Genomic DNA, 13,699 nt, shown 5'->3' on the forward strand with positions numbered 1-13,699 from the left:
GCACCCGAATGAAACTCAACCCGAGGCTGAATGAGGCCGTCGAGATCTTTCGTGAATTAGGTTGGGACGAGGCTGATGTTGCCGATGCACCAACCCTGCCGCTGGGCACGGAGGAGCAACGGAAGGCGGCACTGGCTGGGCTGAAGACCGGCGACTGGGGCGAGTACGGGAAGGTTGATCCGATCTCTTACGGCTGGATCAGCGCGGTTGACGTCGACCGCAACATGCTCGCCCTGTTTGCGCTGCGCCTCGGTGTGAGCGCGAGAAGGGCAGAGTCGCTGCTCTCGCTCACCGACGACGTTGCTTTGGCCAGGTGTGTTGCCCAGCGCGGCGAGGCTTACGCCGCCCAGTTCATCGGGCGGGTGTGCCGCTCCAGCCGGAGGGGGACTGAGCACTCTCTGTCCGTCTATGGAGCGGCGGCCGTCCGGTTGGTGTGCGAGCTGGGGCTGGCCGTCCCGGAAAATGCCGAGTACCTCAAGGACTGGGCGGTGGTAGCGCTCGCGGCACTCACCGGGGACGTCGCCGAGGTCTCGTGGCCTGAAGATCGCACGCTCCCGACCCTCGAAGAATTGCGTCCGTCAATTGACGAGCACTGGCGGACAGCACTGCGTTCGGGTGTGCCGATGACGGGGCCTTTCGGCAAGGTGCTTTCCGCTGCAGTCAAGGCGGGGATGATCGAGCGTGACGCCGGCCTGGAGCAGCTCTTCGTGTCTCTGGACACGGCGGTGCGTCCAGGCGATCGCAAAGAACTCACGTCGTTGATCGTGAACGACTTCGCGGTGACCGACGATGAACTGGTCGCCCGCGCCGACGCGCTGATCCCCGTGCTGAGTCATGGTGAGGCGCCGATCGTCGAGGGCTTCGGGCCTCGGCTGATCGCGAATGTAGCGGACGCCCTGGTGGGCGAAGTGGCTCTGGCGTGCCTGTATGCCAAGACGCAGAAGGCGCTGCGGCAGGTGCTGACGGCCTTGAAGCAGCGGGCGTTCCCCGGGCAGGCGAGTGCTGAACTGCTCGCGGATCGGCTAGGCGAGCTCGCTCAGTCCCGCGACAAAGCCACGGTGAAGCTGGCCGAGGCCGTGCTGGCGAGTTGGAACGTGAGCCCCGAGGTCCCAAGCGAAGAGCCCGAGGTCGCCGGGTTGTGGCAGCCGACCCCGCCGCTGTGGAGCGTCCCAAGGTTTGAACTGGGTGAGGTTACCCCGGAGGCGTTGACCGAAGCGCTTCGGGTGTTGCTGTCTCGTGGTGACGTGGATGTGGTCGACCTGGGCGAAGACCGGTTCCTGGCACTTGCGGTCGCACTGGCCAACCAGAGTGTGGACGACACTCGAAGGGCGTTGAGTGGGGTTTCGTCGAGTTACTACTGGTCTGGCCCCATCCACTACTGGCTGGCAGATGAGCCGGTGCATACGTCTCGGCAGGAGCCAAGCCCCTTGTGGGACATGCGTGTGGGGAGCGTGTTTGAGCATCTCGGGCAGATCCCTTGTCTGCTGTCGCAGCCGTCGCGGGTTGATCTGAGTATTGAATTCGACGATCTGGTTGCGTCCTTGGAAAAGTATGCGGCCGCGGGTGTGCCGGTGTTGCAGGCAGACCTGGTGATGGCGCTGGCCCGGCTGGATGTGACCACGGCAGACGCCAATGCGAACCTGCCCGAGGTCGCGGTGAGGCTGGCAGTCGGCACGCTGCTCGACCGTGACACCGCCGAGGTGGTGGCCGAGTACCTGGCAGACCCGTTCGTAGAGATTGATGCTCGATCTGCCTTGTCGGCCCAATTCGACGGTGTGGGTTGGCTGGATTCGTTGGGCGGGTTGAGCAGCAATCTGTACTTCGAAAAGTGGATCGCGAGATATTTCGGGGTGTTCCCCCACTGGGGCGACGCCCTGAACGTCCGCCTTCATCGACTCGAGCCGGACGTGGCGTCGGTCATCGCCCGGCAGTTGGCTCGCAGCGCCAAGCCACTTGGGCCCGGCGGGGCGGTGAACCTGCTGGCAGTGCAGCGTCAGGGCCGTCCCGAGCATGCCACCGAGTCGGCGTTGGCGCTGCAGGAAGCCTGGGAGCACGGGCTGTTGGTGCCGGGTGTCGCCGACATCGGCTACCTCGACTGGGATGGCGAGCTGCGCAACATCGCGTCCTTCGTCGAGTCCCTGCGCGACGCGGCCGATGGCGGCATGTTGTCGGTGGTCTGGCCCATTTTGGACGACGTGCTCGTCGCCTCTCTCAAAGCCCCGCGGCTGTTGGCCGGCACGGCCGAGGCGGCTCAGGCGATGCAGGATTACGTCGGCGAGGTGCTGGCCGCAGTCGCCTCGGGGGTTGCGCCGGCGTCAGCGTGTGACGTCCCGGGCGTGCGGGCTCTGGCGGCTCGGAGCGGGTCGTCCAAGGCGGTTGTGGCGGCCAAGGCTGTTGTCCGGCAATTGCCCGACCGAGCGGCGGAACCCGCGAAGCCTGCCAAGCCCTCGCTCGACCCGGCGCAATTCGACCAGATCTGGCCGGCCGAGGCCGGGACCAAGCCGAACGTCCCGGATGGGGTGACGTACTCGCTGCGCTGGTCGAGTTCGAACACGAAGCAGACGCACCTGCAACTCGACATGGTTGTGCCCGGCTACCCGGGGGCCGTGTTCGAGATCAATAGTCCGACCAGATGGCTCTACGACATCGCGGAGGAGGGGCAGGCCATCTCCAGGCGGGTGAGCCAGGACGAGCCGGAAGGCAAGGAAAGCTGGCTGCATTGGGACGGCAAAGCCCTGGTCTCAGACGATTTCAGGAACTGGCGCAAGGGCACGGACCGCCGACTGAGCAGGGCTGCAACTGAGCTTTCCGACGCGCTGGTTGCGGTATTGATCGCTTACCTGGCAGTCCGCGCCGACGACGTCTATATGACGCGGGAACGGGCGACGGAACGGGTACAACGCTTGGCCGAAAAGGGGGCGTACGGCTCCGCTGCCGTGAAGGCCGCCGCGATCGGGTTGCTGCCGTACCACGAGGTGTGGAGCCCGGCGCGAGTGGTGTACGTCCTGGAGAAGCAGCCCGAGTTGCTGCCGTTCCTGTGGCCGCTGTTGAGCGAACCCCTGCGGTTTGCCGGGGACCAGGACTCCGTACCGAAGTGGGCCAACCGCGTCCTCGACGTCGTGACGCTGCACGCCGGGATCCTGCTCGAAGCCACCCGCCGCGGCTACGTCCCGGCTGATGCGTGGGACGGCATCGGCGCGTTGGCGGCGAAGAAGGGTTCGTCCGTGGCGCTGAAGAAAGCTCGGGCGCTGGCCGCGGACTTCGGCAGAGCCAAGTCCCTGAGCTGACTGAGGACGTCTACGAGGCGATCACCGTGGAGGTCGAACGGCTCTCGACGCAGCGACGAGGCGACTCACGCGGTCTGCAACGGCTGGATGCTGTCGGGCGAATCGCCAAGCATCGGCTCGATCAGCTCACCCTCGGTGGCAGTCGACGAGTTCGGCATCTTCTGCACCTCCATCTCTCCAGACGAAACAGATGCGCCAGTTCCAGGCAGATGCGCCCGTTGCAACGGGAGTATCTGCACGGAACTGGCGCATCTGCGAGGGGCGGAACCCAAAACTGGCGCATCTGCGAGGGGTGGGCGGTGCGCCCGCCGCCCTACACGTTGAACTTGAACTCCACCACGTCGCCGTCGTGCATGATGTAGTCCTTGCCCTCCTGGCGGACCTTGCCCTTCGCCTTCGCCTCGGCCATGGAGCCGCACTCGACGAGGTCGTTGAACGACACGATCTCCGCCTTGATGAAGCCACGCTCGAAGTCCGTGTGGATCACGCCGGCGGCCTGCGGGGCGGTGGCGCCCTTCGGGATCGTCCACGCGCGGGATTCCTTCGGCCCGGCGGTCAGGTAGGTCTGCAGGCCCAGGGTGCGGAAACCGGCGCGGGCCAGGGAGTTCAGGCCGGGCTCGGTCTGGCCGATCTCGGCGAGCAGCTCGTTGCGGGACTCCTCATCCAGCTCCAGCAGGTCGGACTCGGCCTTCGCGTCGAGGAACACGCAGTCGGCGGGCTCGACGGCGGACGCCAGTTCGGCGCGCTTGTCCTCGTCGGCCAGCACCTCCTCATCGGCGTTGAACACGTAGAGGAACGGCTTGGCGGTGAGCAGGTGCAGTTCGCGCAGCGCCGCCATGTTTACGTCGCCCTTGGCGGCGAAGAGGGTGCGCCCCTCCTCCAGCACGGCCAGCGCGTTCTTGACGGCCTCGACCTCGCCGGCCTTCTCCTTGTCCTTCTTGGCTTCCTTCTCCAGGCGCGGGATGGCCTTTTCGATGGTCTGGATGTCGGCGAGGATCAGCTCGGTTTCGATGACGCCGATGTCGCTGGCGGGATCGACCTTGCCGTCGACGTGCACGACGTCGTCGTCGGCGAAGACGCGCACGACCTGGCAGATCGCGTCGGCTTCGCGGATGTTGGCCAGGAATTTGTTGCCCAGGCCCTCGCCTTCCGACGCGCCCTTGACGATGCCGGCGATGTCCACGAAGGACACCGTCGCCGGCAGGATCCGCTCGGAGCCGAAGATCTCGGCGAGCTTCTCCAGCCGCGGGTCCGGCAGCTCGACCACACCGACGTTGGGCTCGATGGTGGCGAACGGGTAGTTCGCGGCGAGCACGTCATTGCGGGTCAGCGCATTGAACAGGGTTGACTTGCCGACGTTGGGCAGACCGACGATTCCAAGAGTAAGGCTCACGCGCCCCATCCTACGGCCCCGGTTTCGCTTTACGACGATCCGGTCTCCCCCACCCACTCCGGATCCCGGTTGCGGGGTGGCGCGTGGGCGTCGTCAAGCGAAAGCCGACGCCGGGGACGACGCACGGATGGACGCAAACGCACCGCCAGATGAACGGAAAGTGTGACGGGGGTTACAATATGGCCGCCGAAACCATATGCTGTCCTTACCCGGGCGACCGGGCAAAAGGTCAGCAACCTTAAGTCTGGCTGATAAAATCACAGCCAACTATCCCCCTTGGCAAATGGAGACACCATGAGCAACCAGAAGACCGGCCACGCCGGCACGAAGCAGGGTCGGGAGGTGTTTTCCACCCGGGCGGCGTTCATCTTCGCCGCGATCGGCTCCGCCGTCGGGCTGGGCAACATCTGGCGATTCCCCTACGTCGCCTACGAATCCGGCGGCGGCGCCTTCCTGATCCCCTACATCGTCGCGCTGATGTCCGCCGGCATCCCGCTGCTGTTCCTCGACTACGCGCTGGGCCACCGCTACCGCGGCTCCGCCCCCAAGGTTTTCCGCCGCATCAAGCCGTGGGCGGAGACGATCGGCTGGATCCAGGTCGGCGTCGCATTCTTCATCACCATCTACTACGCGGTGATCATCGCCTACGCGGCCATTTACGCGTTCAAGTCGATCGACAAGGCGTGGGGCGACGACCCCGAGACCCACTTCATGGGCGACTTCCTGCAGCTCGACGCCAACGCGCTGTCGTCCTTCGACTTCGTGGTGCCCATCACGATCATGCTGGCCGTGGTGTGGCTGATCGTCATCGGGATCCTGGCGCTGGGCGTGGACAAGGGCATCGGCCGCACCGCGCTGGTCTTCATCCCCCTGCTCGCCGTGCTGTTCGTCGGCGTGGTCGTTTACACCCTGACCCTCGACGGCGCGACCGCCGGCCTCGACGCCTTCTTCACGCCGAACTGGGCCGCCCTTAAGGACACCTCGGTGTGGATCGCCGCCTACGGCCAGATCTTCTTCTCGCTGTCCATCGCCTTCGGCATCATGCTCACCTACGCCTCCTACCTGAAGCCGCGCTCGAACCTGACCGGCTCGGCGCTGGTGGCCGGCTTCGCCAACTCCTCCTTCGAGGTCCTCGCCGGCGTCGGCGTCTTCGCCGCCCTCGGCTTCATGGCCGCCCAGACCGGAGTCGGGGTCGGAGAGGTCGTCACCGGCGGCATCGGCCTGGCGTTCATCGCGTTCCCCGCGGTCATCTCGCAGATGCCCGACGCCATCGGCCCGATCTTCGGCGTGGCGTTCTTCCTCTCGCTGGCCATCGCCGGCCTGACTTCGCTGGTCTCGCTGGTGGAGGTCGTCATCTCCGCCGTGCAGGACAAGCTGCACCTGCCGCGCGTGCCCGCGGTGCTCGCCGTCGGCGGCGTCATGGCGGTCGTGTCGGTGCTCCTGTTCCCGACCACCTCGGGCCTGGTGACCCTGGACGTCATGGACAAATTCACCAACAACGTCGGCATCGTCGGCGTGGCCATCATCTCGCTGATCTCGCTGGGGTGGGTCCTCCGCCGCGGCGACGAGCTGGCGCTGCACATCAACGCCGTCTCGTCGTTCCGCGTCGGCGTCCTGTGGAAGGTCTGCACGTTCATCATCACGCCGATCGTGCTCGCCATCACCCTGTTCAACGAGCTGAAGGGCCTGCTCGCCGAGAACTACGAGGGCTACTCGGACATCCAGATCAACGTCTTCGGCTGGGGCGTCATCGGCTTCATCCTGGTGTCGTCGGTCATCATGGCGGTCGCCCCCTGGCGCGGCACCCACTCCCTGTCCGGCCCGCCCGGCTCGGACTTCGGCGTGCCGGTCGGTTTCTCCTCCCGAGAGAAGGACCGCTCCAACGGCAACACGATCGTCAACGGCAACTCGCCCGCCGACGGCAATTCCCACGCCGACGGTGCCCCCGTCACCGTCGGCGGCTCCCCCGGAACGGCGACCGCCGCGTCATCGCCGGATTCCCCCATCGACCGCGGCGGGAAGGTGTAGCGCAATGTCCGGAATCGCAATCATCATGATGGTCCTGTTCATCGTGATCATCTGGGGAGGCTTCGTCACCGCCCTGGTCAACCTGTCCAACAACCCCGATGAATCCGCCGGCGAACTCGGCCAGTACGCCGCCACGAGCAACGAGGAACTCGCCGCGCTCGAGCAGCAGTAACCGAGGACACCGGACCGCCGACGGAGTGTCGGCCCCGATTCGCCGAACCGCCGGCGGAAGCGCCGGCCACGGTCCCCGAAAGGGCCGCCGGAGCATGCGCGATGCATGCGCCGGCGGCCCTTTCGCCGTCACCCGGCCCCGTGCGGGGTGAATTTTGCTCAACGAGCGAGTGAAACGTCGCGATGCGCCCGACACTGACGTTCGAATTGCCCCATAATGGAAGAGTGAACAAAGACGAAGGAACCCGCGGCGACAATCACGCCCGAGACGATCGCGACATGATCGACGAGGTCCTGGGCACCGAACCCATGCGCGTGGACCAGGCGCTGTCCGTGCCTGACGACGCGCACGAGCAGCGCGCCTCCACCCCGGACCTCAAGGAGGGCGGGAAGGAGCTCGGCGACCTGATCGAGGAGTCGGAGAGCGAGACCATCGACCGCGCCGACGTCATCGGCGAAGGCGCCCGCTGGTTCGCCGGCTGGTGCCTGCGTTTCCTCATCGTCTGCGCCGCCCTGTTCGTCGCCTTCACGGCGCTGGGCAAGGTGTGGGCCGGGCTCCTGCCCGTGCTGCTGGCGCTGATCGTCGCGACCGTCCTCGGGCCGCCCGCGGCGTACCTCATCCGCCACAAGTGGCCGGATGCCGCCGCCGCGGCGGTGTCGCTGCTCGGCGCGGTGGCCATCGTCAGCGGCGTCATCGCCATCATCGCCCCGACCGTGCGCTCCCAGCTGCCCCACCTGAAGGACCAGTTCACCCAGGGCATCATGGAGCTGCAGAAGGTGCTGCAGGGCCCGCCCTTCAACGTCAAGGACGAGCAGCTGCTCGATTTGCTCGACCAGGCCACCTCGTGGGTGCAGCGCCGCTCCGGCGACATCGCCAACACCGTGTTGCAGGGCATCACGGTCGTCGGCAACGTCACGGTGACCCTGCTCGTCATGCTGGTGCTCACGTTCTTCTTCATCAAGGACGGCCGCAAGTTCCTGCCGTGGCTGCGCTCCATCGCCGGCCGCCGCCTGGGCTGGCACCTCACCGAGGTCCTGACCCGCTCGTGGGACACCCTGGGCGGATTCATCCGCACCCAGGCGCTGGTGTCCTTCATCGACGCGATCTTCATCGGCCTGGGCCTGTGGCTGCTCAACGTTCCGCTGGCGTTGGTGCTGGCCGTGATCACGTTCTTCGCGGGCTTCATCCCGATCATCGGTGCGGTTTCCGCCGGCTTCATCGCCGTCGTCGTGGCGCTGATGGCCAACGGCCTGACCACCGCGCTGCTGGTTCTGGCGCTGATCGTCGTGGTCCAGCAGGTCGAGGGCAACATCCTCTCCCCGATGCTGCAGTCCCGCGCCATGAACCTCCATGCCGCGATCGTGCTGCTGGCCGTGACGCTGGGCGGCACGCTGTTCGGCATCGTCGGTGCGTTCCTCGCGGTGCCGGTCGCCGCGGTGCTCGCGGTGTGGCTGCGCTACCTGGGCGATCTGACGGATCTGCGCACGGGCGACAAGACCGCCGCGGACATCAAGTTCGCCACCGAAGCCGGGTCGATCTCCGGCCTGCAGACCGAGGCCGCCGGCCGCGCCATGCGCGATCGCCTGGCGTCGCTGCGGTTGGGCGGCAAGCGCGACGATGACGACGCCGAGGGCCCGAAGGACGGCGACGCTCCCGCGCCCACTACCGCGACGGCGAACGATCCGCTGGCCGGCAAGCCGGGCGACGGGCCGACGACGACCGCCTTCGGCCGCCTCGGTGACGCGGTGACGGGACGTTTCCGCCGCCGCTGACCGCAGCCGGGGGCGATTCCCGCGGCGCGCCTCTCGCCCATTGCCGGTCGCGGGGGACGGCAGGCGGTAAGGTCTGGAGGCGTGTCCGATACCGCAACCTCCGCTCACCCGAACGCCGCGCGACGTTCCGGGCCACGGCGGCTGCCCATTTGGGCGCCGCCGTTGCTGTATGTGGTGGCCGCGATCATCGGCATCGTCGCGGCGCTGCCCACCGGCAACATCGGCCTGCCGTACCTCCTCGCCTTCGCCGCTGCCGCGGTGATCGGCACGATGCTGGTCGATCCCCGGGGCCTGGTCGTCACCGTCGCGCAGCAGCCGCTGATGTTCACCATCTTCACGCCGATCGTCGCGTGGTTGATCGGCTCCTGGTCGGATCCGTCCGTGGGAGGCGCCCTCGATTCGACGCCGACGAAGACCAGGTTGATCACCGCCGCGTATCCCATCGTCCAGTATTTCCCCTGGATGGCGGCGATCCCGGTGGTGTGCACGGCCATCGCCATCTGGCGGTACCTGGACATCACGCGCGTCAACGCCAAGACGGAGAAGGAAAACCGCCGCGGCAACGCCCGCCTGCAGAAGGCCGAGGAGTCCACGAAGGTTTCCGCCACGCGCGCCCGCAAGCGGGTCGCGGAGTCCGATGCGCGGGTGAGGAATGCCCGGGGTGCTGAATCGGAAACTCGAGTGTCGGAAGCTCGAGCGCCGGAAGCTCGCGTGCGCCACGCACGAGACGCGGAGGCGGAAGCCCGAGTGCGCCACGCCCGTGACGCGGAGACCGAAGCGCGCGTGCGCCATGCGCGGGGCGAGGGTGCTTCACGACGGCCCGCGTCCGAGATCATCCAGGCCGCCGAGGAGAGGCGCCGTCGCGCCGCCGAGCGGGCCCGCGCCGCACAGGAGGCCCGCCGCACGCAGGAACACCGGCGTGCACCGGAGCCGCCGCCGCGTCGGGCCGCCGAGGAGCGCCGCCGCCCCGAACGCGAACCGGCGCAGGCACCCGAGCGGCCGGTCCGGCGGCGCGATCCCCGTGCCGAGCAGCGGATGATGGAGCAGCGCGCGGCCGCCGGTCGCCCGCCCCAGCGCCGTCGGGAGGACCCGCGGCGCATCGACGATCGCCGGGATTTCGGCCGATCCGATCACCGCGACGTGCATCGTGATGCGCGCCGCCGCGAGGACCCGCGCCGCGGCCGCGCCGATGACCGGGGCATGCGCGATTACCGCTTCGATGACCGCCGTGCCGTCCGCCGCGAAGATCCGCGGGCGGACCGCCGGATGGATCCGCGCGATCGCCCCGGCCGGGAAGACATGCGCCGCGACGACCGGTACCGGCAGGCGGAACGGCGCGATGGGCGTCGTGAAGCGGCGCCCCGCCGCCGGCCCGTGCAGGAATGGCCGCCGCGCCACGAACGCCCGCGCCACACGCGCGGCGAGCGCGACTAGCCGTCGTGATCCGTGACGTTGCGACTGGCTTCTGCGGCGGTTGAGCCGCCCTGCCACCGCTACCCGCCTGGACGCACCGTTTAACCCACCCCGAATCGGGCCCGGCCTGCGCAACCTTCGCAGCTAACCCACCCCGAATGGGGCCCGGCCGGCGCAACCTTCGCAGCTAACCCACCCCGAATGGGGCCCGGCCGGCGCGACCTTCGCAGCTAACCCACCCCGAATGGGCAGACCCACCCGCTGTAACAGGTGGGTCTGCGCATTCGGGGTGGGTCTACGTGAAGGGGCGGTGCACCGACCGGCACTGGACCGCCCCAGGACCCGCGATGCCCCGGTAGGCAGCGTTCGCAACCTACCGGGACATAACAACTAGCGCTGGACGCGGGCCTCGCGCAGCTCGCGGGGCAGGGAGAACACGATCTTCTCGCTGGCGGTGCGGACTTCCCGCACGTCGGCGTAGCCGCGCTCGGCGAGGTGATCGAGGGCGCCCTTGACCAGGATCTCCGGCACCGAGGCACCCGAGGTCAGGCCGACGGTGGTGACGCCGTCGAACCACTCCTCCTGGATCTGGTGCGCGTAATCCACCAGGTGCGCGTCGCGGGCGCCGGCCTGCAGCGCGACCTCGACCAGGCGCTTGGAGTTCGAGGAGTTCTGCGAGCCGACCACGATGACCAGGTCGCACTCGGGGGCCAGGGCCTTAACGGCGACCTGGCGGTTCTGGGTGGCGTAGCAGATGTCGTCGCTCGGCGGGTCCTGGATGTGGGGGAACTTCCGCTTGAGCAGGTCGACCATCTCCATGGTCTCGTCCACCGACAGGGTGGTCTGCGACAGCCACACGAGCTTGTCGTCGGGGCCGAAGTCGAGGGCCTCGACCGACTCGGCGCCGTCGATGAGGTGCACGCGCTCCGGGGCCTCGCCCGCGGTGCCCTCGACCTCCTCGTGGCCCTCGTGGCCGATGAGGAGGATCTGGTAGCCGTCGCGGGCGAAGCGCTTGACTTCGTTGTGGACCTTCGTCACCAGCGGGCAGGTCGCGTCGAAGGTGTGCAGGTCCAGCGCCTTGGCCTGGGCGTGCACCGCGGGCGAGACGCCGTGGGCGGAAAACACCAGGTTGGCGCCGTGGGGGACCTCGTCGGTCTCGTCCACGAAGATGACTCCCTGGTCCTCCAGGGTCTCGACCACGTACTTGTTGTGCACGATTTCCTTGCGCACGTACAGAGGGGCGCCGTGCATGGCGAGCGCCTTTTCCACGGTCTCGACGGCGCGGTCGACGCCGGCGCAGTACCCGCGCGGGGCGGCCAGCAGCACCTTCTTCTCGGCGGCGGTTGCGTCGGTTGAGGTTGTCGTCATGCGCACCACCCTAGCCAAAGGCACCTACAATCTACGAACAGCGATCCTTTCCCGTACAGCAGGAGTGTTGACATGCCCGCACCGTTGCCCATCCGCCTGGCGGCGGGCATCGCCGCCGCCACCGTGGAAGAGGCGTTCCGCCTCCCCTACCGCCTTCGCCGCCTGCCGGGCCAGTTGGCGGGCCAGGCGCTGACGTCGGCCGCCGGGTCGGCGATGCGGGCGCGCCAGAACGTCACGGACTTGGTGGCGCGCGGCGACATGGTGCTGGAGGAATTGTCCACGCCCGTGGAAGAGCAGCCCGCGTGGGCGACGTTCGACGAGGACGTCGAGCCGGGCGCGGCGGCCGGCCGGTCGGCGTCGGCCGCGGCGGATGCCAGGGCGGCGCATGCCGACGATTTGCCGACGCCCGCCCAGGTCGCCGCCGACGTCGGTTACGCCGAGATGGACGCGGAGGACCTGGAGGATCTGATCCCGACGCTCGACGCCGTCCAGTTGTCGGCGCTGAGCCGCCACGAGCGGACTCTCGGCGACCGCCCGGCGTTCCGCACGTTCCTCGACAACGCGCTGCGCGGCTGACGGGATCCGGGGGCACGATCACCGCATGTCGAAGTTGACCACCACGCCGGAGGCTCCGGTCCAGGTCCGCCGCCTGAACCAGATGATCAAGGACTGGATCGAGCAGCTCGGCCAGATCTGGGTCGAGGGCGAGATCGCGCAGATCAGTTCCAAGCCGACCTGGAAGCTGTCCTATCTGACGCTCCGCGACACCCAGGCCGACGCCTCGGTGTCGGTGACGTGTTCCACCGCGTCGCTGCGGGCGCATCCGCTGAGCACCGGCGACCGGGTGGTCATGCTGGGCAAGCCGGCGTTCTACGCCGGGCGCGGTTCCTTTTCCCTGTGGGCGACGCAGTGGCGGCCGGTGGGCGTGGGCGAACTGCTCGCGCGCATCGAGCGGTTGCGGGTGGTCCTGGCCGCGGAGGGGCTTTTCGACGCCCGCCTGAAACGTCCTCTGCCGTTCCTGCCGCGCAGGATCGGGTTGATCACCGGCCGCGGTTCCGCCGCCGAGCGCGATGTGCTGTCGGTGTCGCAGGCCCGCTGGCCCGAGGTGGATTTCGAGGTGGTCAACACCATCGTCCAGGGCGGCAAGGCGGTGTCCGAGATCATCCCGGCGCTGGAGCGGCTGGATGCGGACCCGACCATCGACGTCATCATCATCGCTCGCGGCGGCGGGTCCGTGGAGGATCTGCTGCCGTTTTCGGACGAGGCCCTGGTCCGCGCGGTCAGCCGGGCGACCACGCCGGTGGTGTCGGCAATCGGCCACGAGCCGGACAATCCGCTGCTCGATCACGTGGCCGACCTGCGTGCCGCGACCCCGACGGACGCGGCGAAGCGGGTGGTGCCGGACGTGAAGGAGGAGCGCCACCGGCTAGACGAGCTGCGGGCGCGCTCCGCCGCCGCGTTGCGCAGGTGGGTCGACCGGGAGGCTCGGATCATTTCCGACCTGCGCTCGCGCCCGGTGCTGGCGGACCCGATGACCCCGATCCGGGCCCGGGCCGAGGACATCGGGCGGGGCCGCGATCGCCTGCGCGGCGCCATTTCCCGGCGCCTCGAGCGCGAGGAATCCATGGTCGCGGGATTGCGGGGCAAGGTCTCCGCGTTGGGGCCGGCGGCGACCCTCGCCCGCGGGTATTCCGTGGTGCAGGTCCAGCCGCGCGACGGCTCCGGGGACCAGGTGGTCACGACCATCGCGCAGGCTCCCCCGGGTTCGCAGTTGCGCATCCGCGTCGCCGACGGTTCCATTACTGCGGCGGCCATGGGCGTAAAGCCCGCCGACTGACCGTCCCCGAACGCGGCGGCACCATTTCGGTCGCGGCACGATTTCAATCACGGCACCATTTCCATCGGGCCCGGCTACCGGCCGGACCATGGACCAACCCCGGCTCCCCGCCGGAACATGAGAGGGAACGCACATGAACCAGGACGTTTTCGGCGCAGGTGACGGCCGTGCCAACGAGCAGGTGCCCGTCGAAAAGCTCGGCTACGAAGAGGCCCGCGACGAGCTGGTGGAAACCGTGAAGCTGCTCGAGCTGGGGCAGATGGGCCTGGACGACTCGCTGGCCCTCTGGGAGCGCGGCGAGGCGCTGGCGCGGCGCTGCGAGGAGCATCTCGACGGCGCGAAGGCGAAGGTGGAGGCGGCGCTGGCGCGCGGCGCGGCCGATGGCGCCGACGGCGGGGACGCCGCGGAATAGGCCGGTTGGGGCGGGGA

The 13,699-nt window shown here is 68.3% G+C and carries 10 protein-coding genes; 8 read left to right on the forward strand and 2 right to left on the reverse strand.

The features are described 5' to 3' along the window. Positions 1 to 8 precede the first annotated feature (8 nt). Positions 9 to 3,287, forward strand: coding sequence for a hypothetical protein (locus CHAN_RS09950; RefSeq protein WP_290289362.1), 3,279 nt, complete (start codon positions 9 to 11; stop codon positions 3,285 to 3,287). A 313-nt stretch (positions 3,288 to 3,600) separates the two neighbouring features. Here CHAN_RS09950 and ychF read toward each other — a convergent pair whose 3' ends face one another. Continuing rightward, entirely contained in the window at positions 3,601 to 4,680 is a 1,080-nt protein-coding gene (gene ychF, locus CHAN_RS09955; protein ID WP_290289365.1) for a redox-regulated ATPase YchF, read from the reverse strand. Between the two features lie 294 nt (positions 4,681 to 4,974). Here ychF and CHAN_RS09960 point away from each other — a divergent pair, with 294 nt between their 5' ends. The 4 genes from CHAN_RS09960 to CHAN_RS09975 all read left to right on the forward strand — a co-directional run bounded on the left by CHAN_RS09960 (position 4,975) and on the right by CHAN_RS09975 (position 10,086). Continuing rightward, on the forward strand, positions 4,975 to 6,708 hold the full coding sequence (locus tag CHAN_RS09960; RefSeq protein WP_290289368.1) for a sodium-dependent transporter: 1,734 nt from the start codon (positions 4,975 to 4,977) through the stop codon (positions 6,706 to 6,708). Positions 6,709 to 6,712: 4 nt separating this feature from the next. Beyond that, positions 6,713 to 6,880 carry a methionine/alanine import NSS transporter subunit MetS gene (gene metS / locus CHAN_RS09965; RefSeq protein WP_048741460.1) on the forward strand — a complete coding sequence of 56 codons (168 nt, stop codon included), beginning with the start codon at positions 6,713 to 6,715 and terminating at the stop codon, positions 6,878 to 6,880. A gap of 224 nt (positions 6,881 to 7,104) precedes the next feature. Beyond that, positions 7,105 to 8,652, forward strand: a complete 1,548-nt coding sequence (locus CHAN_RS09970) for an AI-2E family transporter (RefSeq protein WP_290289375.1) — start codon at positions 7,105 to 7,107, stop codon at positions 8,650 to 8,652. A gap of 81 nt (positions 8,653 to 8,733) precedes the next feature. Continuing rightward, positions 8,734 to 10,086: a DUF6542 domain-containing protein gene (locus tag CHAN_RS09975; protein ID WP_290289377.1), complete on the forward strand. Its 1,353-nt coding sequence runs from the start codon at positions 8,734 to 8,736 to the stop codon at positions 10,084 to 10,086. Positions 10,087 to 10,455: 369 nt separating this feature from the next. Here the strand turns inward: CHAN_RS09975 and CHAN_RS09980 are convergent, their stop codons facing one another. Next, positions 10,456 to 11,433 (reverse strand): 4-hydroxy-3-methylbut-2-enyl diphosphate reductase, encoded by a 978-nt coding sequence (locus CHAN_RS09980; protein WP_048742057.1) that lies wholly within the window; start codon positions 11,431 to 11,433, stop codon positions 10,456 to 10,458. Between the two features lie 72 nt (positions 11,434 to 11,505). Here CHAN_RS09980 and CHAN_RS09985 point away from each other — a divergent pair, with 72 nt between their 5' ends. The 3 genes from CHAN_RS09985 to CHAN_RS09995 all read left to right on the forward strand — a co-directional run bounded on the left by CHAN_RS09985 (position 11,506) and on the right by CHAN_RS09995 (position 13,682). After that, entirely contained in the window at positions 11,506 to 12,009 is a 504-nt protein-coding gene (locus tag CHAN_RS09985; protein ID WP_290289381.1) for a hypothetical protein, read from the forward strand. Between the two features lie 25 nt (positions 12,010 to 12,034). Next, on the forward strand, positions 12,035 to 13,270 hold the full coding sequence (gene xseA, locus CHAN_RS09990; protein ID WP_290289382.1) for an exodeoxyribonuclease VII large subunit: 1,236 nt from the start codon (positions 12,035 to 12,037) through the stop codon (positions 13,268 to 13,270). A 133-nt stretch (positions 13,271 to 13,403) separates the two neighbouring features. Continuing rightward, a complete protein-coding gene (locus CHAN_RS09995) occupies positions 13,404 to 13,682 on the forward strand; it encodes an exodeoxyribonuclease VII small subunit (RefSeq protein WP_048741443.1) in 279 nt (92 codons plus the stop codon). Positions 13,683 to 13,699: the final 17 nt, after the last annotated feature.

Source organism: Corynebacterium hansenii, assembly GCF_030408795.1.
GTDB lineage: Bacteria > Actinomycetota > Actinomycetes > Mycobacteriales > Mycobacteriaceae > Corynebacterium > Corynebacterium hansenii.